The organism is Streptomyces sp. NPDC046925 (assembly GCF_040644915.1).
Lineage (GTDB): Bacteria > Actinomycetota > Actinomycetes > Streptomycetales > Streptomycetaceae > Streptomyces.
On record NZ_JBEYWZ010000003.1, the window covers coordinates 394,389 to 416,408 of the forward strand.

The 22,020-nt window shown below is 71.2% G+C and carries 21 protein-coding genes and 1 riboswitch; of the genes, 13 read left to right on the plus strand and 8 right to left on the minus strand.

What is annotated here, in order from left to right; genetic code table 11:
• The first annotated feature begins 108 nt into the window (after nt 1-108).
• The 5 genes from ABZ906_RS15010 to ABZ906_RS15030 all read left to right on the plus strand — a co-directional run bounded on the left by ABZ906_RS15010 (nt 109) and on the right by ABZ906_RS15030 (nt 6,254).
• Nucleotides 109-930 carry an ATP-binding cassette domain-containing protein gene (locus tag ABZ906_RS15010; protein ID WP_361382028.1) on the plus strand — a complete coding sequence of 274 codons (822 nt, stop codon included), beginning with the start codon at nt 109-111 and terminating at the stop codon, nt 928-930.
• On the plus strand, nt 902-2,986 hold the full coding sequence (locus ABZ906_RS15015; RefSeq protein WP_361382031.1) for a YhgE/Pip domain-containing protein: 2,085 nt from the start codon (nt 902-904) through the stop codon (nt 2,984-2,986). Before ABZ906_RS15010 ends, ABZ906_RS15015 begins: the two co-directional genes overlap by 29 nt.
• 50 nt (nt 2,987-3,036) lie before the next feature.
• The gene (locus ABZ906_RS15020) at nt 3,037-3,654 is read left to right on the plus strand and encodes a TetR/AcrR family transcriptional regulator (RefSeq protein ID WP_361382034.1); all 618 of its coding nucleotides are present in this window, start codon (nt 3,037-3,039) and stop codon (nt 3,652-3,654) included.
• 413 nt (nt 3,655-4,067) lie between these two features.
• The gene (locus ABZ906_RS15025) at nt 4,068-4,682 is read left to right on the plus strand and encodes a DUF4126 domain-containing protein (RefSeq protein ID WP_361382037.1); all 615 of its coding nucleotides are present in this window, start codon (nt 4,068-4,070) and stop codon (nt 4,680-4,682) included.
• A gap of 45 nt (nt 4,683-4,727) precedes the next feature.
• The gene (locus tag ABZ906_RS15030) at nt 4,728-6,254 is read left to right on the plus strand and encodes an NAD(P)/FAD-dependent oxidoreductase (RefSeq protein ID WP_361382040.1); all 1,527 of its coding nucleotides are present in this window, start codon (nt 4,728-4,730) and stop codon (nt 6,252-6,254) included.
• 36 nt (nt 6,255-6,290) lie between these two features.
• Here the strand turns inward: ABZ906_RS15030 and ABZ906_RS15035 are convergent, their stop codons facing one another.
• The 5 genes from ABZ906_RS15035 to ABZ906_RS15055 form a co-directional block, all read right to left on the minus strand.
• Nucleotides 6,291-7,196 carry a hypothetical protein gene (locus ABZ906_RS15035; RefSeq protein WP_361382043.1) on the minus strand — a complete coding sequence of 302 codons (906 nt, stop codon included), beginning with the start codon at nt 7,194-7,196 and terminating at the stop codon, nt 6,291-6,293.
• Between the two features lie 45 nt (nt 7,197-7,241).
• Entirely contained in the window at nt 7,242-8,162 is a 921-nt protein-coding gene (gene metF / locus ABZ906_RS15040) for a methylenetetrahydrofolate reductase [NAD(P)H] (RefSeq protein WP_361188871.1), read from the minus strand.
• Between the two features lie 89 nt (nt 8,163-8,251).
• A complete protein-coding gene (thiE, locus tag ABZ906_RS15045; RefSeq protein WP_361382046.1) occupies nt 8,252-8,911 on the minus strand; it encodes a thiamine phosphate synthase in 660 nt (219 codons plus the stop codon).
• An 85-nt stretch (nt 8,912-8,996) separates the two neighbouring features.
• Entirely contained in the window at nt 8,997-9,362 is a 366-nt protein-coding gene (locus ABZ906_RS15050; RefSeq protein WP_361188876.1) for an Rv2175c family DNA-binding protein, read from the minus strand.
• Nucleotides 9,363-9,426: 64 nt separating this feature from the next.
• Nucleotides 9,427-10,593, minus strand: coding sequence for an FAD-dependent oxidoreductase (locus ABZ906_RS15055; RefSeq protein WP_361383176.1), 1,167 nt, complete (start codon nt 10,591-10,593; stop codon nt 9,427-9,429).
• A gap of 182 nt (nt 10,594-10,775) precedes the next feature.
• Nucleotides 10,776-10,889: riboswitch (TPP riboswitch) on the plus strand.
• Here ABZ906_RS15055 and thiO point away from each other — a divergent pair.
• The 6 genes from thiO to ABZ906_RS15085 all read left to right on the plus strand — a co-directional run bounded on the left by thiO (nt 10,887) and on the right by ABZ906_RS15085 (nt 16,746).
• Nucleotides 10,887-12,077, plus strand: a complete 1,191-nt coding sequence (thiO, locus tag ABZ906_RS15060; RefSeq protein ID WP_361382049.1) for a glycine oxidase ThiO — start codon at nt 10,887-10,889, stop codon at nt 12,075-12,077. Its footprint overlaps the riboswitch before it by 3 nt.
• Nucleotides 12,074-12,292: a sulfur carrier protein ThiS gene (thiS, locus tag ABZ906_RS15065; RefSeq protein WP_361188881.1), complete on the plus strand. Its 219-nt coding sequence runs from the start codon at nt 12,074-12,076 to the stop codon at nt 12,290-12,292. The genes thiO and thiS overlap by 4 nt, the downstream gene beginning before the upstream one ends.
• 6 nt (nt 12,293-12,298) lie before the next feature.
• Nucleotides 12,299-13,093 carry a thiazole synthase gene (locus tag ABZ906_RS15070; RefSeq protein ID WP_361188884.1) on the plus strand — a complete coding sequence of 265 codons (795 nt, stop codon included), beginning with the start codon at nt 12,299-12,301 and terminating at the stop codon, nt 13,091-13,093.
• Between the two features lie 90 nt (nt 13,094-13,183).
• Nucleotides 13,184-15,151: a Stk1 family PASTA domain-containing Ser/Thr kinase gene (gene pknB, locus ABZ906_RS15075; protein WP_361382051.1), complete on the plus strand. Its 1,968-nt coding sequence runs from the start codon at nt 13,184-13,186 to the stop codon at nt 15,149-15,151.
• A 90-nt stretch (nt 15,152-15,241) separates the two neighbouring features.
• A complete protein-coding gene (locus ABZ906_RS15080) occupies nt 15,242-16,126 on the plus strand; it encodes a deoxyribonuclease IV (protein WP_361382054.1) in 885 nt (294 codons plus the stop codon).
• Between the two features lie 98 nt (nt 16,127-16,224).
• The gene (locus ABZ906_RS15085) at nt 16,225-16,746 is read left to right on the plus strand and encodes a DUF4396 domain-containing protein (protein ID WP_361188889.1); all 522 of its coding nucleotides are present in this window, start codon (nt 16,225-16,227) and stop codon (nt 16,744-16,746) included.
• A gap of 36 nt (nt 16,747-16,782) precedes the next feature.
• Here the strand turns inward: ABZ906_RS15085 and ABZ906_RS15090 are convergent, their stop codons facing one another.
• Nucleotides 16,783-17,415 carry a sulfite oxidase-like oxidoreductase gene (locus ABZ906_RS15090; protein ID WP_361188892.1) on the minus strand — a complete coding sequence of 211 codons (633 nt, stop codon included), beginning with the start codon at nt 17,413-17,415 and terminating at the stop codon, nt 16,783-16,785.
• A gap of 174 nt (nt 17,416-17,589) precedes the next feature.
• Between ABZ906_RS15090 and bfr the strand changes: the two genes are divergently transcribed.
• Entirely contained in the window at nt 17,590-18,069 is a 480-nt protein-coding gene (gene bfr, locus ABZ906_RS15095; protein ID WP_190081362.1) for a bacterioferritin, read from the plus strand.
• 7 nt (nt 18,070-18,076) lie between these two features.
• Here the strand turns inward: bfr and ABZ906_RS15100 are convergent, their stop codons facing one another.
• Nucleotides 18,077-18,346, minus strand: coding sequence for a (2Fe-2S)-binding protein (locus tag ABZ906_RS15100; RefSeq protein WP_361382057.1), 270 nt, complete (start codon nt 18,344-18,346; stop codon nt 18,077-18,079).
• 154 nt (nt 18,347-18,500) lie between these two features.
• A complete protein-coding gene (locus tag ABZ906_RS15105) occupies nt 18,501-19,853 on the minus strand; it encodes a class II 3-deoxy-7-phosphoheptulonate synthase (RefSeq protein ID WP_361382060.1) in 1,353 nt (450 codons plus the stop codon).
• A gap of 281 nt (nt 19,854-20,134) precedes the next feature.
• On the opposite strand from ABZ906_RS15105, the gene ABZ906_RS15110 reads away from it, so the two are divergent.
• Nucleotides 20,135-21,997, plus strand: a complete 1,863-nt coding sequence (locus ABZ906_RS15110; RefSeq protein ID WP_361382063.1) for an anthranilate synthase family protein — start codon at nt 20,135-20,137, stop codon at nt 21,995-21,997.
• Nucleotides 21,998-22,020: the final 23 nt, after the last annotated feature.

Sequence of the window (22,020 nt, forward strand, 5' to 3'; positions counted from 1 at the left end):
ACAATCGGCTCTGACCTGCGGCTTTGCCCCGATCGCGGGTTCGCGTTAGTTTTTGCACTGACCAGTCAGTTCAAAAGTGGGTGCACGATGAGAACGCGAGGGGGAACTGTGGACGGGCCGAACGACGGCGCGCGGGGAGCCGCCGTCACAGCGCAGGGGTTCGGGCTCAAGGGGCCGCGGGGCTGGGCGTTCCGCGAGGTCGGCGTCGAGGCGGGACCCGGGTCACTGATCGCGGTCGAGGGGCCGTCGGGGTCGGGCCGGACCTGTCTGCTGCTCGCGCTCACCGGACGGATGCGCCCCACGGAGGGCGAGGCCCGCGTGGGCGGCTTCCGGCTGCCCAAACAGCTCGCGGCGGTCCGGCGGATCAGCGCCCTCGGGCCCGTGCCCGGCGTGACGGACCTCGACCCGGCGCTGACCGTCGCCGAGCATCTGCGCGAACGGGCGCTCCTGCAGCGGCGGTTCGGGGGCTCGCTGCGGGCCCTGCTGAAGCCGCGCGCCGAGCGTGCCGCCGAGGCGCGGCTGCGGATCGACGCCGCGCTGAGCGACGCCGGGCTCGACACGGAGTCGCTGCCCAAGGGACGGCGGACCTCCGTACGCGATCTGGAACGCCTCGAGGTGCTGCGCCTCTCGGTGGCCCTGGCCCTGATCGGGCGGCCCCTGCTGCTCGGCGTCGACGACGTCGACCTCAAGCTGTCGGACGCCGAACGGGACGAGGCCTGGAACCTGTTGCGGTCCCTCACCGAGAGCGGCATCACCGTCGTCGCCGTATGCAACGAAGCGCCCGATGACGCGGTCACCGTGTCCACGGAACGCAAGACCGCAGAGGCTCCGGCCGCCCCCGAAGACGACGCCGACGCCGATGCCACCGCCGACAACAACAACGACGACAAGGAGACGGCGGATGCGCTCGCCGAAGCTGGCCGCGCTTGAGCTCAGGCGCTTCGGCAGGGGGAAGCTGCCGCGCGCGGCGCTCGTCGCACTCCTGCTGCTTCCCCTGCTGTACGGCGCGCTGTACCTGTGCTCGTTCTGGGACCCGTACGGCCGTCTCGACCGGATACCCGTGGCGCTCGTCAACGACGACAAGGGAGCCACGGCCGCGGGCAAGAAGCTCGCGGTGGGCGACGGCATCGTGGACGGCCTGGAGGACAGCAAGACCTTCGACTGGCACGAGGTGAGTTCCGCCGAGGCACGCAAGGGCGTCGAGGACGGGACCTACTACCTGTCCCTGACGATGCCGTCGGACTTCAGCAAGCGCGTGGCGTCGAGTTCGGGGGACTCTCCGGAGACGAGCGCTCTGCAGGTCCGTACGAACGACGCCAACAACTACATCGTCGGGCAGATCTCCCGCACGGTCTTCTCCGAGGTGCGCACGGCGGCCTCCACCAAGGCGTCGCGCTCCTTCCTGGACAAGATCTTCATCTCGTTCTCCGACATCCACGGGGCGACCGAGAAGGCGGCCAAGGGCGCCGACAAGCTCGACAGCGGCATCGGCGAGGCCGAGAAGGGCTCCAAGAAGCTCGCGACCGGCCTGAAGGACGCCAAGGACGGCAGCGGCGATCTGGCCGGCGGCATCAAGAAGCTCGACAAGGGCGCCGGTGACCTGGAGAGCGGGTCGAAGAAGGTCTCGGACGGCACCCAGAAGCTGGCCGACAAGGTCAACGGCACCGCGGACGAGGTGCGGCCCTTCCTGAAGGACAACGGCAAGACGATCGGGGACACCGCCCGGCTGGTCGCCGACTCCTCCAAGGCCCTGCGCGGGCACCTGGACACCTGGGTCAAGCTCGCCCCCGTGGCGGCCGACGGCGCCAAGAAGGGCTCCGAGACCATCGGCGGCCTCTACACCGAGCGCTGCGTGGACTCCCCGGTGCCCGACCCGGCCTGCCCGAAGCTCAAGGAGGCCAAGACGGCCGCCGAGAACGTGTCGACCGTCGCGGACGACATGAACACCGTGGTCGAGGACCAGAACAGCGACGTCGAGAAGCTCGACAAGCACCTGGCCACGCTGCAGAAGAAGTCACGAGAGCTCGCCGAACGCGCACCGCACCTCGACGAGGACCTGGACAAGGCCGTCACCCAGATCAACGACCTCAACACGGGCGCGGGGAAGGTCGCCAAGGGCGCCAAGAAGCTGCACACCGGCCTGGGCACCGCCAAGACCGGCGCCACCGACCTCGACACGGGCATCGGCAAGCTGGAGACGGGCGCCAGCGACCTCAAGGGCGGCATGTTCAAGCTGGCCGACGGCTCCGGGAAGCTCTCCGGCGGCCTGCACGACGGCGTCAAGAAGATCCCCGACTACGACAAGAAGGACCGCGACCAGCGCACCGACGTCATGGCCGACCCGGTCCAGCTCGCCTCCCAGTCGATGCACAAGGCGCCCAACTACGGCACGGGCTTCGCCCCGTACTTCATCCCGCTGTCCCTGTGGGTCGGCGCGATGGTGGCGTACATGCTGATCCAGCCGCTCAACCGGCGCGCGCTCGCCGCGGGCGCCTCCGCCTGGCGGATCGCGTTCGCGGGCTGGCTGCCGGTCGCCGCTCTCGGCGTGCTCCAGACGGCCGCCCTGATGTCGGTCCTGCACTGGGGCCTCGGCCTGCAAATGGCGCGGGCGGCCGGGACGGTGGGCTTCCTCTGCCTGGTGACGTGCTGCTTCGCGGCGATCGTGCAGTGGCTGAACGCGCGCTTCGGGGCGGCGGGGCGGATTCTCGTCCTCGCGGTCCTGATGCTCCAGCTGACCTCGGCGGGCGGCACGTACCCCGTCCAGACGAGTCCGTCCTTCTTCGGCGCGATCCACCCCTTCCTGCCGATGAGTTACGTCGTCGACGCCCTGCGCAGGCTCATCACGGGCGGCGGGCTCGGCCCGGTGTGGCAGGCCTGCGTGGTCCTCACGGCGTTCACCGCGGGCGCCCTGGCGCTCACCGCGCTCTCCGCGCGCCGCAAGCAGGTGTGGACCCTGGACCGGCTGCACCCGGAGCTGAGCCTGTGAGACCCGCATCCGCGCCTGTACGGGCGCCAAGACCTGTGAGAATCGGGCCCATGGACAGCAGCGCAACCAGCACCCGGCGAGAGGCCACCCGGCAGAAGCTCTACGAAGCGGCCGTCACGCTCATCGCGGAGCAGGGCTTCTCGGCCACGACGGTCGACGAGATCGCCGAGCGGGCCGGGGTCGCGAAGGGCACGGTCTACTACAACTTCGCGAGCAAGTCGGTCCTCTTCGAAGAGCTCCTGCGGCACGGCGTCGGGCTGCTCACCGCTTCTTTGAAAGAAGCGGCCGAGAAAGCGGCGGGGGGCGGTGGCCGGCAGGTCGACGCGCTCGACGCGATGATCCGGGCGGGCCTGGTCTTCATCGACCGCTACCCGGCCTTCACCCAGCTGTACGTCGCCGAACTGTGGCGCACGAACCGCGCCTGGCAGTCCACCCTGATGGTGGTCAGGCAGCAGGCGGTGGCCGTCGTCGAGGACGTCCTGCGCGCGGGCGTCGAGAACGGCGAACTCAGCGAGGAGATCGACATCCCCCTGACGGCCGCCGCGCTCGTCGGGATGGTCCTGGTGGCGGCGCTCGACTGGCAGGCCTTCCAGCCGGAGCGCTCCCTGGACGACGTGCACTCGGCGCTCTCGCGACTGTTGCAGGGCCGGGTGAGCGGAGGGCACTGAGCCGCTCCGGAGCGGCTCGCCGAGCCCCGTGCACGAGGAAGCGCCGGTCCGGTGCCGCCTGATCTCCAGGCGGCGCCGGACCGGCGCTTCTCCCGTTCCCCCGTGTTCCCCCGTACTCCCCCGTGTTTCCCCCGTTCGGCCCTCCGGGCGGTCATCCCCGGACGGTCGCCCGTCTCCCCGTGTCTCGCTCCCACCTTCGGCGAGGTGGGAGGAGCGGCCAAGGGCGCCGCGCCGTTCCGCCGCCCCGTGTCGGCGGTACGGGCGCCGCGCCCTTCTCCGTGTCCCTCACTCTTCCGTCTTCGCAGGTCGGGACCCATCCGCGCTCCTACTCATCTCCACCACTAGGTACGGATACTCAGCCCCGGGCACTCATCCCCGGGCCGGGACGTTCCCGACTGGTTACGATCGCGTCCGTGTCCGTACTCCCCCTGGTCTTCACCAGCGGCTGGGCGAGCGGGATCAACGCGTACGCCGTGGTCCTGCTGCTCGGTGTCTTCGGCGCGACCGGGATCTCCGACGAGGTCCCCGAGTCGCTGCAACGTCCTGATGTGCTGATCGCCGCCGGGATCCTCTTCGCCTGCGAGGCCGTCGCCGACAAGATTCCTTACGTCGACTCGGTGTGGGACACGGTGCACACCGTGATCCGGCCGGTCTCCGGTGCGGTGGTGGGCGCGCTGCTCGCGGGCCAGAGCGGCTCGCTGCCCGATCTGGCGGCGGGCGCGGTGGGCGGTTCGACGGCGCTGGCGAGCCACTTCGTGAAGGCCGGGACGAGGATGGCGATCAACTCGTCGCCGGAGCCGTTCAGCAACATGATCGTGAGCACGGCGGAGGATCTGGGCGTCGGCGGGATCGTCACCTTCGCGATGTTCTATCCGGAGGCCGCGGCGATCATCGCGGCCGTGCTGCTCGTGCTCGGCCTGATCGCGGTGTACTTCCTGGTCTCGCGGATCCGGCGGTTCCTGCGGCGCAGGGCACAGCGGCGCGAGGAGAAACACCTCGCGGCGCAGGCGGGACGGCCGCCGGACTGAGGGCTCCCGGCGTGACTGTCAGTGGTGGCCGATAAAGTCCCTGGCATGGCACGGATTGTGGTGATCGGCGCGGGGATGGGCGCGATGGCGGCCGCTGCCCGGCTGGCCGTCGCGGGCCACCGGGTGGTGGTGCACGAGCGGTCGGGTTCGTACGGCGGCGCGCTCGGCAGCGTCGGGCGTGAGGGCTTCTCCTTCGACACGGGCCCCGGTCTCCTGCATCTCCCCGCCGTCTATCGCGACCTCTTCGTCAAGACGGGCAAGGAACCGCTGGAGCGGTGCGTCGAGCTGTCCCAGGTCGAGCCCGCCGTGCGGCACGTCTTCGCGGACGGCACGGCGGTCGACCTGCCGAACGCCTCGCGCGCGGGCGTCGGCGAGGCCCTGGACGCGGCGCTCGGCGGCGAGGCGGGCACGCGCTGGTCGGCGTACATGAACCGCGCCCGTGAGGCGTGGGACCGCACCCGGCGCCCCCTCCTGGAAGAGCCCCTCTGGCCGAACTGGCAGGTTCTCGCCGAGCGCGAGCCCTACCCCTCGGTGCCGCGCAAGCGTCTCCTGCGGCGCGAGGTGCGCGCGACCACCCTCACCGGAGTCGGCGAGCTCGAACTGGGCGGCGACGCACGCCTCCTCGCGCTCCTCGAGCAGTACGCCCTCGCGTGGGGACTCGATCCCCGTACGACCCCGGCGAGCGCCGCCGTCCTGCCCTACATGGAGCACACCTTCGGCGCGTGGTCCGTGCGCGGCGGCATGCGCGCGCTCGCCCGTGCCGTGTACGAACGGTGCCTCGCCCGGCGGGTCGAGTTCGCGTTCGACTCCCCCGTCGACCGGATCATCGAGAAGGACGGCCGCGCGGCGGGCGTCGAGCTCGCGGACGGGACGGTGCGGGAGGCGGACTTCGTGGTCGCCGGAGTAGCGCCCGGCGCGCTCGACGGCCTGCTGTCCGGTGCGGGCGGCATGTCCGGCACCTCCGGTGTGAACATACGGGCGGAGGGTGAGGTGCAGGCCCGCTCGGGGCTGCCGAGCCGCCTCATGATCTTCCTCGCCCTGCGCGGCGCCCGGCCCGACGGCACACCGCACCGCACGGTGCTGCACACGTCCGACCGCCGGGACGAGCTCGACCGGGTCTTCGGCGACCGCCCCGGACTGCCCCTGGCCCCCACCCTCACGGTGCTGCGCCCGGCCGACCCGGCGCTCACGCCCGACGCCGAGCACGAGGCGCTCACGCTGACGGCCACGGTGCCCGCGCACGCGGAGGTCACCGCGGCGGATGTGGAGCGGCTCATCGACCGTGCCGGGTCGGTGGTCCCCCGGCTGCGGGAGCGCCTGCTGTGGCACGAGGTCCACACCCCCGCCGACATCGCCCAGGCCACCGGCGCCGACGGCGGCGCGGTCCCGCCCCCGTCCCTCGCGGCGGGCGAGGGGCGGCTGCTCCACCCGGCCAACAACACGGGCCTGCCGGGGCTCTTCGCGGCCGGCGGCTGGGCGCACCCCGGCGGCGGACTGGCGCACGCGGGCATGTCGGGCACGCTGGTCGCCGGGCTGATCGTGGAGGGACCGGAGTTCCGGGGCTCGCAGTGAGGGGCGCGCGGTGAACGGACCCGCGGGCCCCCGGCCTCAGTAGCGGTACTGCTCGTTGTAGCCCGCGTCGTAGCCGTTCCCCTGGGTCTGCTCGCCCTGGTAGGGGTAGGGCTGCTCCGGCGGGAGTTCACCGCCGTACTGGCCGTACTGTCCGTACGGGTCCTCGGCGCTGCGCTGCTGCGGCACCCAGACCCCGCCGGGCGGGGTGTCGTTGTACGTCCCCGCCCCCGTGCCGTACGGATCGGCGGCGCCGTAGGACGCGTACTGCTGCTGGTCGCCGTAGGTGTCGTAGCTGGGCTGCCCGCCGTAGGTCTGCGTCCCGATGTACGGGTCGGAGTACGCGGCGTACTGCTGCTGGCCCGTCTCGCCGTACGCGTACGGCTGCTGGGGGTCATAGCCCGCCGCCGCGTACGTGTCGTAGCCGTAGGCGTTCTCCTGCTGACCGGACTGCTGGCCCGACTGCTGCGCCGACTGCTGCTGTGCGTACGCGTCGTCGCTGTAGACGCCGTACTGGCCGGTGTCGTCGGGCATCGGCTCCGGCGCGTAGACCCCGCCGCCGGGAGGGGTCTCGGGCGGCGGCCCGGCCGGGCCCGCCGACTCGTACTCCAGGTCGGAGACCTGGAGCGTCGGCTCCTGAGCGGCCTCGCCGCCCCGCTGCGTCGTCTTGCGGCGCTTGCTCAGACCGGGCTGGCCGCCGAGCGCCCAGCCGGTCGAGAAGCCGCGGCGGAACGACAGTGTCACGTACGTCTGTCCCGTGGCGAAGGCGATCGCGCCGATCCCGATGACCACCACCGAGGGCAGCAGCACGCCGATGACCACGCCGAGGAAGCCGCCGAAGGCGAGGAGCCGCCAGCGCAGCCGCGCCTTGTACTGCAACAGCACTTCGCCGAGCAGCCACAGCGCGACGCATCCGAACGCGATGTAGAGGACCGTCCAGCCCATGTACGCCCCTCTCCCCGCGGCCGCCGCCCTCCGGGGTACGGCCGGTCAGGCCTGCGGGTGATGCAGGCCCAGATTTTCGTAGATTTCCAGAGTCGCCGTGGAGTTGTTGAGCGTGATGAAGTGCAGCCCCGGGACACCCTCGGCCAGCAACCGCGCGCAGAACTCCGTCGCGAACTCGATGCCAATGGAGCGTACAGCCGCCGGATCGTCTTTGGCTGTGAGGATGCGCTCTTTGAGCTCCGGCGGGAAGGACGCGTTGCTGAGCTGGGGCAGCCGTTCGAGCATGCGCACGTTCGTGACCGGCATGATCTCCGGAATGATCGGTGTCGAGCAGCCCGCGGCCTCGACCCGGTCACGAAGGCGCAGATACTCCTCCGGATAGAAGAACATCTGTGTGATCGCGTAGTCGGCGCCCGCCCGGCACTTGTCGACGAAGTGCCGGACGTCGATGTCCCAGTCCTCCGAGCGCGGGTGCATCGCGGGGAAGGCCGCGACGCCGACGCAGAAGTCGCCCGACTCCTTGATCAGCCGGACGAGTTCAGCGGCGTACGTCAGGCCCTCGGGGTGCTTGACCCAGTCGGCGAGCGGGTCGCCGGGCGGGTCGCCGCGGACCGCGAGCATGTTCCTGATGCCGGCGTCCGCGTACTGCCCGATGATGTTGCGCAGCTCGGCCACGGAGTGGTCGACCGCCGTCAGATGGGCGACCGGCGTGAGCGTCGAGTCGGCGACGATCTGCTCCGTCTCCTTGACCGTGCCCGCCCGCGTCGAGCCGCCCGCTCCGTACGTCACGGAGACGAAGCTGGGGGCCACCGCCTCGACCCGGCGCAGGGCGTTCCACAGGTTCCGCTCGCCCTTCGGGGTTTTCGGCGCCGAGAACTCGAAGGAGTACGTCGTCTCGCCGGTCGCGAGCATGTCACGCACGGTGCGTGCGCGATCTGATCTGGTGGAAGGTGTGCCTAGGGCCATACGGGCAGGTTAGCGACGGGCCACCGCTACCGGCCAATCCCCGTCCACCCTGCGGACAGCCTCCGCGAAGGTTGGCCGAAGATCGACGATCAGGCCGTACGCAGCCGCTTTGCGAAGTCGGCCGCCGCGGCCGCCGGATCGTCCGCCTCGGTGATGGCCCGCACGACGACGACGCGGCGGGCGCCCGCTTCGAGCACCTCGTCGAGATTGCCGGCGTCGATGCCGCCGATGGCGAACCAGGGGCGGTCAGTGCCGAGGGAATCGAGAGAAGCCGCGTACCGGACGAGGTCGAGTCCGGGGGCGTACCGGCCCGGCTTGGTGGGGGTGGGCCAGCAGGGGCCCGTGCAGAAGTAGTCCACGCCGTCCTGCGTCGCCGCGGTGGCGGCCTCGGCTTCGGCGTGCGTGGACCGGCCGATGAGTACGTCGTCGCCGAGGATGCGGCGGGCCGCGGGCACGGGCAGGTCGCCCTGGCCCAGGTGCAGCACGTCGGCGCCGATGGCGTGCGCGACGTCCGCGCGGTCGTTCACCGCGAGGAGCTTGCCGTGCCTGCGGGCGGCGTCGGCGAAGACCTGGAGGTGTTCGAGCTCCTCGGCCGCCTCCATGCCCTTGTCCCGCAGCTGCACGATGTCGACGCCGCCGCCGAGGACGGCGTCCAGGAACTCGGGGAGGTCTCCCTGGCGCTTGCGGGCGTCCACACACAGGTAGAGGCGGGCGTCGGCGAGCTGCTCGCGGGCAGGCTTGGTGGCCATGTGTGGGTCCCCCCGGTCGTCGGCGGCCTACGGGCCGTGTGCCCCGGAGGACACACGGCCCGTACGCAACGGTTTTCCGTGTCGGTCAGACGGCGAGCGCCTGTGCGCGGCGCTTCACCTCCGTCCCGCGATTCTCGCTCAGGGCCTGCGCGGGGGTGCCGGGCAGGGTCGGGTCGGGAGTGAAGAGCCACTCCAGCATCTCTTCGTCGGTGAAGCCGTCGTCCCTCAGGAGCGTCAAGGTGCCGGTGAGGCCCTTGACGATCTTCTCGCCGTCGATGAAGGCGGCCGGCACCGCGAGCGCGCGGTTCTCACCACGGCGTACGGCGATCAGCTGGCCCTCCTTGACCAGCTGGCGCACACGCGTCACCTCGACGTCCAGCATTTCTGCGATGTCGGGAAGGTGCAGCCACTCGGGGACGAGAGCATCGGTCTTTGCGTCAATCTCGGTCACGGGGACAAGCCTAGCTCCGGGCACCGACAGCGGCCGGGCAGCCGCCCCCTCGGATACGCAAGCCCTACGGCAGCACGGCCTTCTTCAGCGGTACCGCGGGGTCCGCCACCAGGCCGGGATCGAGGCGTGCGCCCGCCTCGATCAGCTTGCGGCCCTGCGCCAGGTCCCTGGGGCGGCCCACCGCGAGAACGGCCGCAAGGGCGCCCCCGCGCAGCCAGCACACGCTCCAGGCCGCGCCCGACGGATCGCCGCGCCACACCAGCTCGTCGTCGGCGGTGTGATGACCGGCGAACTGGACGAAGCGGCCGAACTGCTCGGACCAGAAGTACGGCACGGGGTCGTACGCCGACGGTGTCTCGCCGATGATGTTCGCCGCCACCGTGCGCGGGCCCTGCAGGGCGTTGTCCCAGTGGTGGACGAGAAGGCGCTCGCCATACCTTCCCGAAGGGAAGGAGGAGCAGTCGCCGACCGCGTACACATCGGGTTCCGACGTCCGCAGGTGGTCGTCGGCGACGATCTCGCGGTGGGCGCCCAGGGTGATGCCGGAGTCCGCGAGCCAGTCCGTGGCGGGGCGTGCGCCGATGCCGACGACGACCGCGTCCGCGGGCAGCCGGGTGCCGTCGGCGAGCAGGACGCTGCCGGGCTCGACGCGGTCCACGCGCGCGTGGACGCGCAGTTCGGCCCCGGAGTCGGCGTACCAGGACGTCATCGGCGCCGCGACCTCCTCGGGCAGGGCCCCCGCGAGCGGCCGCCCGGCGGCTTCGACGACGGTGACCGAGCAGCCGGCCTCACGCGCGGCGGTCGCGAACTCGGCGCCGATCCAGCCCGCGCCGACGACGACGATGCGGTGCTGCCCGGCGAGCACGGGCCGCAGCCGCTCGGCGTCGTCGAGGGTGCGCAGCAGATGGACGCCCGGCACTCCGGACGTACCGGGCAGCAGGACCGGCTCGGCGCCGGTGGCGATGACCAGGGTGTCGTAGGGCACCGGGCCCGAGGCGGTGTCCAGCGCGTGGTCCGCCGGGCGCATACCCGTGACCCGGTGGCCCAGGCTCAGCTCGATGCCCAGGGCCTCGAAGTCGATGTCGAAGGCGGAGCCCTCCGCCTTGCCGAGCAGCACGGCCTTGGACAGCGGCGGCCTGTCGTACGGCTGGTGGGGTTCCGCGCCGATCAGGGTGACCGCACCGGCGAATCCCTGCTCGCGCAGGGCCACGGCGGTCTGCACCCCGGCCATCCCCGCGCCGACGATGACCACGCGCCGTTCGTCCTGCCTCTGCTGCTCGCTCACCCGATCACTGTAGGACGGTGGGGCGGAAGCATCTCAGGGCCCGGCGAGGAGATCTCTGACACAACGTCACGGTCCGTGAGCGCACAGCCGCCCTACTGCGCCGGGGCGCCAAAGGCTAAGGTTGCCGTGCAGACACTCGCGGGAGCCCGGACGCACCGGGCTGAGAGGGAGGCTGGAACGGCCTCCGACCGTACGAACCTGATCCGGGTCATGCCGGCGAAGGGAGGGGCTGGACGCCCATGCATTCACCCACAGCACCCCAAAAGACGACCGACGTCCTGGTCGTGGGGGGCGGCATCATCGGCCTGGTCACGGCCTGGCGGGCGGCCCAGCTCGGCATGTCCGCCGCGGTCGTCGACCCCGAACCGGGCGGCGGCGCGGCGCAGGTAGCCGCGGGCATGCTGGCCGCCGTCACCGAGCTGCACTACGGGGAGCAGACGCTCCTCGGCCTCAATCTGGCCTCCGCGCAGCGCTATCCGGAGTTCGCGGCCGAGCTCGCCGAGGCGAGCGGCCGGGATCTGGGCTACCGCGCGTGCGGCACGCTCGCCGTCGCGCTCGACTCGGACGACCGCGCCCACCTGCGTGAGCTGCACGCCCTCCAGGAGCGCTCCGGGCTCACGTCGGAGTGGCTGAGCGGGCGCGAGTGCCGCCGCCTGGAGCCGATGCTCGCGCCCGGCGTGCGGGGCGGCCTGCGCGTCGACGGCGATCACCAGGTCGACCCGCGCAGGCTCGCCGCCGCACTCCTGGTGGCCTGCGAGCGGGCGGGCGTGGTCTTCCACCGCGTGTGGGCGGAGCGCCTTGCGGTCGCGGCGGACCGGGCCACCGGAGTCGTCCTCGCCGACGGCACCGCCCTGGAGGCCGGTCAGACCGTGCTCGCCGGGGGCAGTCTCAGCGGGCGTCTGGCCGGGGTCCCCGAGGGCGTCCTGCCGTCCGTGCGCCCCGTGAAGGGGCAGGTGCTGCGGCTGGCCGTGCCGCAGCGGTACGCGCCGTTCCTGAGCCGCACCGTGCGCGCCGTCGTGCGCGGCAGCAGCGTCTACCTGGTGCCCCGCGAGAACGGCGAACTCGTCGTGGGCGCGACCACCGAGGAGCTCGGCTGGGACACGACGGTCACCGCGGGCGGCGTGTACGAGCTGCTCCGGGACGCCCACGAACTCGTACCGGGCATCACGGAACTGCCGCTGACCGAGACCCGCGCGGGCCTGCGCCCCGGCTCCCCCGACAACGCGCCGATGCTGGGCCCGACCGCGCTCCCCGGCCTCCAGCTGGCCACCGGCCACTACCGCAACGGCGTGCTTCTGACGCCCGTCACCGGCGACGTGATGGCGCACGCCCTGACCACCGGTGAACTGCCCGACGAGGCGCGGGGATTCACCCCGCTGCGCTTCGCCGACGCCTCCCTCACGCAGCGCTTCATGGAGCAGCCCGCATGACTCTCCCAGCCGTTACAGCCGTCTCCGTCAACGGAGAAGCACGCGATGTGGCCGCGGGCACCACGCTCGAAGCCCTCGTGGCCACCCTCACCGCGGCCCCCTCCGGGGTCGCCGCCGCCCTCAACGAAACGGTCGTACCGCGCACGCGGTGGGCCGCAACGCCGCTCGCCGACGGGGACCGCGTCGAGGTCCTCACCGCCGTCCAAGGAGGCTGAACCGACATGGCAGACGACCCCTTCGTCATCGGCGGGCTCACCCTTTCCTCGCGCCTGATCATGGGTACGGGCGGTGCGCCGAGCCTGGACATCCTCGAACGCTCCCTCGTCGCCTCCGGCACGGAGCTGACGACGGTCGCGATGCGCCGCCTGGATCCCGGCGTGCAGGGCTCCGTGCTCTCCGTCCTCGACCGGCTCGGCATCCGCGTCCTGCCGAACACGGCGGGCTGCTTCACCGCGGGCGAGGCGGTCCTGACCGCCCGGCTCGCACGGGAGGCGCTCGGCACCGATCTGGTGAAGCTCGAGGTCATCGCGGACGAGCGCACGCTGCTCCCCGACCCGATCGAGCTCATCGACGCCGCGGAGACCCTGGTCGACGACGGTTTCACGGTCCTGCCGTACACGAACGACGATCCGGTGCTCGCCCGGAAGCTGGAGGACGCGGGCTGTGCGGCGATCATGCCGCTCGGCTCCCCCATCGGCTCCGGGCTCGGCATCCGCAACCCGCACAACTTCCAGCTGATCGTCGAGCGCGCGGGCGTGCCGGTGATCCTGGACGCGGGGGCGGGCACGGCGTCCGACGCGGCGCTCGCGATGGAGCTGGGGTGCGCGGGTGTGATGCTCGCCTCCGCCGTTACACGGGCGCAGGAGCCGGTCCTCATGGCCGAGGCCATGCGGCACGGCGTCGAGGCGGGGCGGCTCGCGCACCGGGCCGGGCGGATTCCCCGGAGGCACTTCGCCGAGGCTTCTTCGCCCGTGGAGGGGATGGCCCGGCTCGATCCGGAGCGGCCCGCCTTCTGATCTCCGGCGCCTGTCACAGCTCGGCTGCAGTCGGGGCCCGGGCCTCCCCGGGCGGGCATCGGTGTCAGCGGTGGCTCGTAGAATCCCCCCGTGGACACGACCCTTCAGGACCCGCTCGTCGGGCAGGTGCTCGACGGCCGCTATCGCGTGGACGGGCGGATCGCGGTCGGCGGGATGGCCACGGTCTACCGGGCCGTGGACACCCGCCTCGACCGCGTGCTCGCGCTCAAGGTGATGCACCCGACGCTGGCCGCCGACGTCTCGTTCGTCGACCGCTTCATCCGCGAGGCGAAGTCGATCGCCCGGCTCTCCCACCCGAACGTGGTGGGGGTGTACGACCAGGGCGCCGACGGGGCGTACGTCTATCTGGCGATGGAGTACGTGGCCGGGTGCACCCTGCGTGACGTGCTCCGCGAGCGCGGCGCCCTCCAGCCGCGCGCGGCCCTCGACATCCTGGAGCCGGTCCTCGCCGCGCTCGGCGCCGCGCACCGCGCGGGGTTCGTGCACCGCGACATGAAGCCGGAGAACGTCCTCATAGGGGACGACGGCCGGGTGAAGGTCGCCGACTTCGGTCTCGTGCGGGCCGTGGACACCGTCACGAACACGACCGGCACGATCCTGGGCACCGTCTCCTATCTCGCCCCCGAGCAGATAGAGCACGGCACGGCCGACACGCGCGTGGACGTGTACGCCAGCGGTGTCGTGCTCTACGAAATGCTGACCGGCGCCAAGCCGCACTCCGGTGAGTCGCCCGCCCAGGTGCTCTACCAGCACCTCCACGAGGACGTGCCGCCCCCGTCGGCGGCCGTCCCCGGCCTGCCCGTCGAACTCGACGACCTGGTGGCCTCCGCCACCGCCCGCAACCCCGAGGTCCGCCCGCACGACGCGGTGGCGCTCCTGGGGCAGGCCAGGCAGGCACGGGCCGCGCTCTCCGTGGAACAGCTGGACGCGGTGCCTCCGCAGGCCCTCACGGCGGACCACGACCCGCACGACAACTCCGAAGACCGTACGAACGTGATCCCGCGCGCGGGACGCGCCGTACAGCTGCCGCTCCCCGCGGACGGCGGTCAGGACGAGCCGAGCCGTCAGGACGCGCTCAACCGCACGAGCATCCTGGCCACGCCGCCCCCCGAGCCGCCCGCCGCCCCCGGCCGCAGAGGGCGCCCCAACCCGCGCCGCGGGGTCCTGGCGATCGTCGCGGCCGTCCTGCTCGCCCTCGGCATCGGCGCGGGCGTCTGGTACATCAACTCCGGCCAGTTCACGAAGGTCCCGCCGCTCCTCGCGAAGAGCGAGTCGGCGGCCAAGAAGCGCCTGGACGAGACCGGGCTCGACGTCGGGGACATCAAGCGCGCCTACAGCGACACGGACAAGCGGGGCACAGTCATGGCCACCGACCCCAAGGCGGGCGAGCGCATCCGTGACAACGGCAGCGTGACGCTGACGATCTCCAGGGGCCCGGAGATCGTGAAGGTCCCCGACCTCGAGGGCCGCCCCTTGTCCGAGGCAAGGAACAAGCTCAAGGACGCCGGGCTCGCCCCCGGAATGACGAAGAAGGCATTCAGCGACGAGGTCCGCAAGGGCTCCGTGATCAGCACGGACCCGGAGACGGGCACCAAGCGCAAGGCGGGCTCCGCCATCACGCTCGTCGTCAGCAAGGGCCGCGAGGTCGAGGTCCCCGACGTGACCGGTGACTCCCGGGAAGACGCCACCTCCGAGCTGGAGGAGGCAGGTCTCAAAGTCAAGATCAAGACCGAGCGGGTTCACTCCGAGGAGGACAAGGGCACTGTCGTCGACCAGTCCCCCCGGGAGGGCGAGAAGCGGCTCGCCGAGGGTGACACGGTCACGCTGACGCTCTCCAAGGGCCCCGAGATGATCGAGGTCCCGGACGTCGAGGGCATGAGCGTGGACGACGCCACACAGGAGCTGGAGGACGCGGGCTTCCAGGTCGACGAGGACCGCGGTCTGCTCGGCATCTTCGGCGACAAGGTGGAGAGCCAGTCCGTGGAGGGCGGCGACCGGGCGCCCAAGGGCTCGGAGATCACCATCACCATCCGCTAGTCACCGGCCGGGGGCCCGAGGACGTACGACTCGGGCCCTTGCCGGGATCCGCCGACGAGGCGCCCCCGCGCGCGTGCCATCCTGGAGCGGGTGAGCAGCAACGACTCCCCCAGCGTCCCGTCCCGCAATCCCGTCGGCGGCCATGTCCCCGTGGCCGGCGGACTCGCCTCCGTAGGACTTTCGTACGCCCGTGAGCTCGGCGCCGAGGCCGTCCAGGTCTTCGTGGCCAATCCGCGCGGCTGGGCGACGCCGATCGGCAATCCCAAGCAGGACGAGGAATTCCGTGCGGCCTGCGCCGCCGAGCGGATTCCCGCGTACGTCCACGCGCCCTATCTCATCAACTTCGGCTCGCACACCGAGGCGACCGTCGAGAAGTCCGTGGAGTCCCTGCGCCACTCGCTGCGCCGCGGCCGCGAGATCGGCGCCCTCGGCGTCGTCGTGCACACCGGCTCCGCGACCGGCGGCCGGGACCGCGCCGTCGCCCTCGCGCAGGTGCGTGAGCGGATGCTGCCGCTCCTGGACGAGCTGACGCACGACGACGACCCCTTCCTCCTCCTGGAGTCGACCGCGGGCCAGGGCTTCTCGCTCTGCTCCCGCACCTGGGACTTCGGCCCGTACTTCGAGGCGCTCGACGCCCACCCGAAGCTGGGCGTCTGCCTGGACACCTGCCACATCTTCGCGGCGGGGCACGATCTGGCCGGGCCCGGCGGCATGAAGCAGACCCTCGACCTCCTGGTGGACACCGTCGGCGAGGGCCGCCTGAAGCTGGTGCACGCCAACGACTCCAAGGACGTGGTCGGCGCCCACAAGGACCGGCACGAGAACATCGGCACCGGTCACATCGGCGAGGAGCCCTTCCGCGAGCTGATGGCCCACCCGGCGACCGAGAACGTACCGCTGATCATCGAGACGCCCGGCGGCAAGGAGGGGCACGCGGCGGACGTGGCGCGCCTGAAGGAGCTCAGGAGCAACTAGACACCCCAGAGCCCCCAGAGATCTCTTGAGGAATACCCCCTAGGGGTATACGGTTCCTGTCAGACGGCAGGAGCCGCTATCCGACGTTGGGGGATCTCATGCAGCACGACGCACACGCCGGGCACGCGCACCACGGTCACGACCACGGTGAGCACCACACCCACGAGCCGCACGGCGCGGGCAAGGTCAGCTGGCAGATGGCGGCCAGGGCGACCCTGCACTGCCTCACCGGGTGCGCCATCGGCGAGATCCTCGGCATGGTCATCGGCACCGCCCTCGGCTGGGGCAACATGCAGACGATGATCCTCGCGATCATCCTGGCCTTCTTCTTCGGCTACGCCCTGACGCTGCGCGGCATCCTCGCGGCGGGCGTCGATTTCAGGACGGCGTTCCGGGTCGCGCTCGCCGCGGACACCCTGTCCATCGCGGTGATGGAGCTCATCGACAACGGCGTGATCGCGCTCTGGCCGGGCGCGATGGACGCCCATCTGTCGGACCCCATGTTCTGGTGGATCCTCGCCATCGCGCTGGCCGCCGCGTTCGTGATCACCACACCGGTCAACAAGTGGATGATCGGCCGCGGCAAGGGCCACGCCGTGGTGCACCAGTACCACCACTGACCTGCGAGAACGGCCCGAAGGGGCCGGAGCCGGGAACTAGAGCTCGGGGCCGTCCCCGGGCTCTTCCTGGTACGAGTAGCGCTGCTCGGTCCAGGGGTCACCGACGTTGTGATAGCCGCGTTCCTCCCAGAAGCCGCGGCGGTCGGCGGTCATGTACTCGACGCCGCGGACCCACTTCGGGCCCTTCCAGGCGTACAGGTGCGGCACCACGAGCCGCAGCGGAAAACCGTGCTCCGCGGTCAGCAGCTCGCCCCCTTTGTGGGTGGCGAAAATCGTGCGCTCGTCCATGAAGTCGGCCATCCGCAGATTCGAGCTGAAGCCGTACTCGGCCCAGACCATCACGTGCGTGGCGTCGGGCGCGGGGGGCGCGATCTCGAGCAGCGAACGAGCGGTCACCCCGCCCCATTCGGCGCCCAGCATGCTGAACTTCGTGACGCAGTGCAGATCGCCGACCACGGTGGCGTACGGAAGTGCGGAGAACTCCTCGTGGGTCCAGCAGTGCTTGTCCCCGTCGGCGGTGGCGCCGAAGACCCTGAACTCCCAGCGCTCCGGGCGGAACTTCGGCACCGGGCCGTAGTGCGTGACCGGCCAGCCCCGCTGGAGTCGCTGCCCCGGTGGGAGCTCCGGCTCCACTGCTTCCCGAGATGCGCGATCCGCCGGCTGACCCATGTCTCCATCCTGACAGACCCGGGTAGGTGGAAGTGACCACGAGGCCGTAGGCCCGCCCCGGCAGGGTGTTGATTGGGGCAACTCCTACTAAGCGTGCACTTACTGGACGGTCTTCGACACCGGTGCAAGGATGCGCGGAACCTGCCCAGTTACCACGTGGAAGGAGCCTCTGCGATGCAGGGCGACCCCGAGGTCATCGAATTTCTCAACGAGCAGCTGACCGCCGAGCTCACGGCGATCAACCAGTACTTTCTGCACGCCAAGATGCAGGAGAACTTCGGCTGGCCGAAGCTCGCGAAGTACACCCGGTCCGAGTCGATCGACGAGATGAAGCACGCGGAGATCCTGACGGACCGGATCCTCTTCCTCGACGGCCTGCCCAATTACCAGCGGCTCTTCCACGTACGTGTGGGCCAGACCGTCACGGAGATGTTCCAGGCCGACCGGCAGATCGAGGCGGAGGCCATCGACCGCCTCCGGCGCGGGATCGAGGTGATGCGCGGCAAGGGAGACATCACTTCCGCGAATATCTTCGAGTCGATCCTCGAGGACGAGGAGCACCACATCGACTATCTCGACACCCAGCTGGAACTGGTCGAGAAGCTGGGCGAGCCGCTCTACATCTCGCAGCTCATCGAGCAGCCGGAGAGCTGACCTCGGGCTAGGCCGCCTCGTCCAGGCCGGTGTCCAGACTGGCGTTCAGGCCCGCATCCACGCCGGTGAGGACGGGCTTGCCCTGGTCGGCAAGGGCCCTGCGGGGGCACGTGCCCCGGCCCAGGATCGCCTGAATGCTCCGTACGCACGAACCGCAGTCGGTGCCCGCCTTGCTGGCGGACGCTATCTGGCGGGGCGTGCAGGCACCGTCCGCCGCGTGCTGCTTCACCTGCGCCTCGGTAACCCCGAAGCAGTTGCAGACGTACACGCGGTTCACCTCCCGGACAGGGACTCATCGGCGGCGCCGTCCCGATTGATCGGTGAGGCTAACCTAACCTTACCCGGGACCTCCGGTCCACAAAAGCCCCGATACGACGGTGGGGCACGGATCACATGGATCCGTGCCCCACCGTCGCGTCTCGCGGGAATTCCTACTGGTCGCGGTACATCTCCGCCACCAGGAACGCCAGGTCCAGGGACTGGCTGCGGTTCAGGCGCGGGTCGCAGGCCGTCTCGTAGCGCTGGTGGAGGTCGTCGACGAAGATCTCGTCGCCGCCGCCCACGCACTCGGTGACGTCGTCACCGGTGAGCTCGACGTGGATGCCGCCCGGGTGCGTGCCCAGGCCCTTGTGGACCTCGAAGAAGCCCTTGACCTCGTCGAGCACGTCGTCGAAGCGGCGGGTCTTGTGACCGGATGCCGCCTCGAAGGTGTTGCCGTGCATCGGGTCGGTGACCCAGGCGACGGTCGCGCCGGACGCGGTGACCTTCTCGACCAGCTCGGGGAGCTTGTCCCTGACCTTGTCGGCGCCCATGCGGACGATGAAGGTGAGGCGGCCGGGCTCGCGGTCCGGGTCGAGGCGCTCGACGTACTGCAGCGCCTCCTCGGAGGTCGTCGTCGGGCCGAGCTTGATGCCGATGGGGTTGCGCACCTTGGAGGCGAACTCGATGTGCGCGCCGTCCAGTTGACGGGTGCGCTCACCGATCCAGACCATGTGGCCCGAGGTGTCGTAGAGCCGCCCGGTGCGCGAGTCCACGCGGGTGAGGGCCGACTCGTAGTCGAGGAGCAGCGCCTCGTGCGAGGCGTAGAACTCGACGGTCTTGAACTCCTCCGGGTCGGTCCCGCAGGCGCGCATGAAGTTGAGCGCGTTGTCGATCTCGCGCGCCAGCTGCTCGTACCGCTGGCCCGAGGGGGACGACTTCACGAAGTCCTGGTTCCAGGCGTGCACCTGGCGCAGGTCGGCGTAGCCGCCGGTGGTGAAGGCGCGCACCAGGTTGAGCGTCGACGCGGACGCGTTGTACATCCGCTTCAGGCGCTCGGGGTCGGGGACGCGGGACTTCTCGTCGAAGTCGAAGCCGTTGACCGAGTCGCCGCGGTACGTCGGCAGGGTCACGCCGTCGCGGGTCTCGGTGCCCTTGGAGCGCGGCTTCGAGTACTGACCCGCGATGCGGCCGACCTTCACGACGGGCACGGAGGCCGCGTACGTGAGGACGGCGCCCATCTGGAGCAGCGTCTTCAGCTTGTTGCGGATGTGGTCGGCCGACACGGCGTCGAAGGCCTCGGCACAGTCGCCGCCCTGAAGCAGGAACGCCTCTCCCTTGGCAACGGAGGCCAGTCGGGCGCGCAGCTGGTCGCACTCGCCCGCAAAGACGAGCGGCGGATACGACTCGAGGTCCGCGATCACATCGCGCAGAGCCTCGGCATCGGGGTACTCAGGCTGCTGCGCCGCGGGAAGGTCTCGCCAGGTGTTGCCACCGGTAGGGGTGGTCTTAGCGTTCACGGTCACCCGCACAACATTACGGGGTGACGCCCGCTGTCCATCCCCCCGCTCACGAAGTGAGACGGACCCGACACAGCGGGGCGTCGGAGGACAGCCGATGCGCTAGGGTGCGACGCATGTACACGCAGACGAACCGAAACTGGTGGTGGCCCGCTCATCCGGCGGCCCACTGATTCTGCGCGTATCGAGACTCGCGAAGGCCGCCCGAGGGGCGGCCTTCAGTGTTTTTCCGGGGATCCGGGAGAGCCGGGCCGTTCCTCTCCGAGTGAGAAGGAACAAGACCCGAGATGAACACCCCGAACCCCCTCGCCGCCCTGCCGGCCGGCGATCGCCCCTTCGCCGTCCTGCGGCGCCGTACGCCCGGCCATGACCACGACACGGTCGAGGTCCTGATCGGCGCGGTCGGCACGTACGACCGGCTCGCCGACATCCCCGACGAGGGCCTTGCCCTGGTCCCCTTCCGGCAGATCAGGGAGCGCGGATTCGACGTGCGCGACGACGGCACGCCGCTCGCGGTCCTGACCCCCGAGGAGACGTACGAACTCCCGCTCTCCGAAGCCCTGGCGGCGCTGCCCACGCATGACGTGCGCGTCGAGGGCGGGGCCTTCGACGTCGACGACTCCGCGTACGGGGAGATCGTCGGGCGGGTCCTGCGCGAGGAGATCGGGCGGGGCGAGGGCGCGAACTTCGTGATCCGGCGGACGTACGAGGGCGAGATCCCCGGATTCTCCCGGGCGGACGCCCTGGCGCTCTTCCGCAGGCTGCTCGTGGGCGAGCGCGGCGCGTACTGGACGTACGTCGTGCACACCGGGGAGCGCACGCTGGTCGGCGCGAGCCCCGAGGTGCATGTGCGGATGTCCGGCGGGACGGTCGTCATGAACCCGATCAGCGGGACGTACCGCTACCCGGCCGAGGGCCCCACGGCGACCGATCTGCTCGGTTTCCTCGCCGACGGCAAGGAGACCGAGGAGCTGTCGATGGTCGTCGACGAGGAGCTCAAGATGATGTGCACCGTCGGCGACATGGGCGGTGTCGTCGTCGGGCCGCGGCTGAAGGAGATGGCCCACCTCGCGCACACGGAGTACGAGTTGCGGGGCAAGTCGTCGCTCGACGCGCGCGAGGTCCTCAAGGATACGATGTTCGCGGCGACCGTCACCGGCTCGCCCGTGCAGAACGCCTGCCGCGTCATCGAACGCCATGAGGCGGGCGGGCGGGGCTACTACGCGGGCGCCCTGGCCCTCATCGGCCGCGACGCGGGCGGCGCGCAGACCCTGGACTCCCCCATCCTGATCCGCACCGCCGACATCGCCGCGGACGGAAAGCTGCGGGTCCCGGTCGGCGCGACGCTGGTGCGCGGCTCCGACCCGGCGGGCGAGGTGGCCGAGACCCACGCGAAGGCGGCGGGCGTCCTCGCCGCCCTCGGGGTACGTCCGGGGCGGCCCCGCGACGAGCGCGTACGCCCCGCCCTGGCCGACGACCCGCGGGTGCGGGCGGCGCTCGACGGGCGGCGGGCCGGGCTCGCGCCGTTCTGGCTGCGGATGCAGGAGCCCACGGCGGAGCTGTCCGGGCACGCCCTGGTGATCGACGGCGAGGACACGTTCACGGCGATGCTGGCGCATCTGCTCCGTTCCTCGGGCCTGACGGTGTCCGTACGGCGCTACGACGAGCCGGGCCTGCGGGACGCGGTGCGCGCGCACGAGGGCCCGCTGGTGCTCGGCCCCGGGCCCGGCGATCCCTCGGACGCCGCCGACCCGAAGATGACCTTCCTGCGCTCACTGGCCGCCGACGCCGTCCGCGATCACCGGCACGGCGTCCTGGGCGTCTGCCTCGGCCATGAGCTCCTGGCCGCCGAGCTGGGCCTGGAGATCGTCCGCAAGGAGGTGCCCTACCAGGGCGCCCAGACGCGGATCGATCTGTTCGGACGGCCGGAGACGGTCGGCTTCTACAACAGCTTCGTCGCCCGCTGCGACGAGGAGACGTCCCTGGAGCTGGCCGCGCACGGCATCGAGGTCAGCGGGGATCCGGCCACGGGAGAGGTGCACGCGCTGCGGGGCCCCGGTTTCGCGGGCGTGCAGTTCCACCCGGAGTCGGTGCTTTCGCTGCGGGGCACGGAGATCGTGCGGGAGCTGCTTTCGGGGGTTCTTGTGTAAGCGGGCCTGCGCAGGTCTGGGCC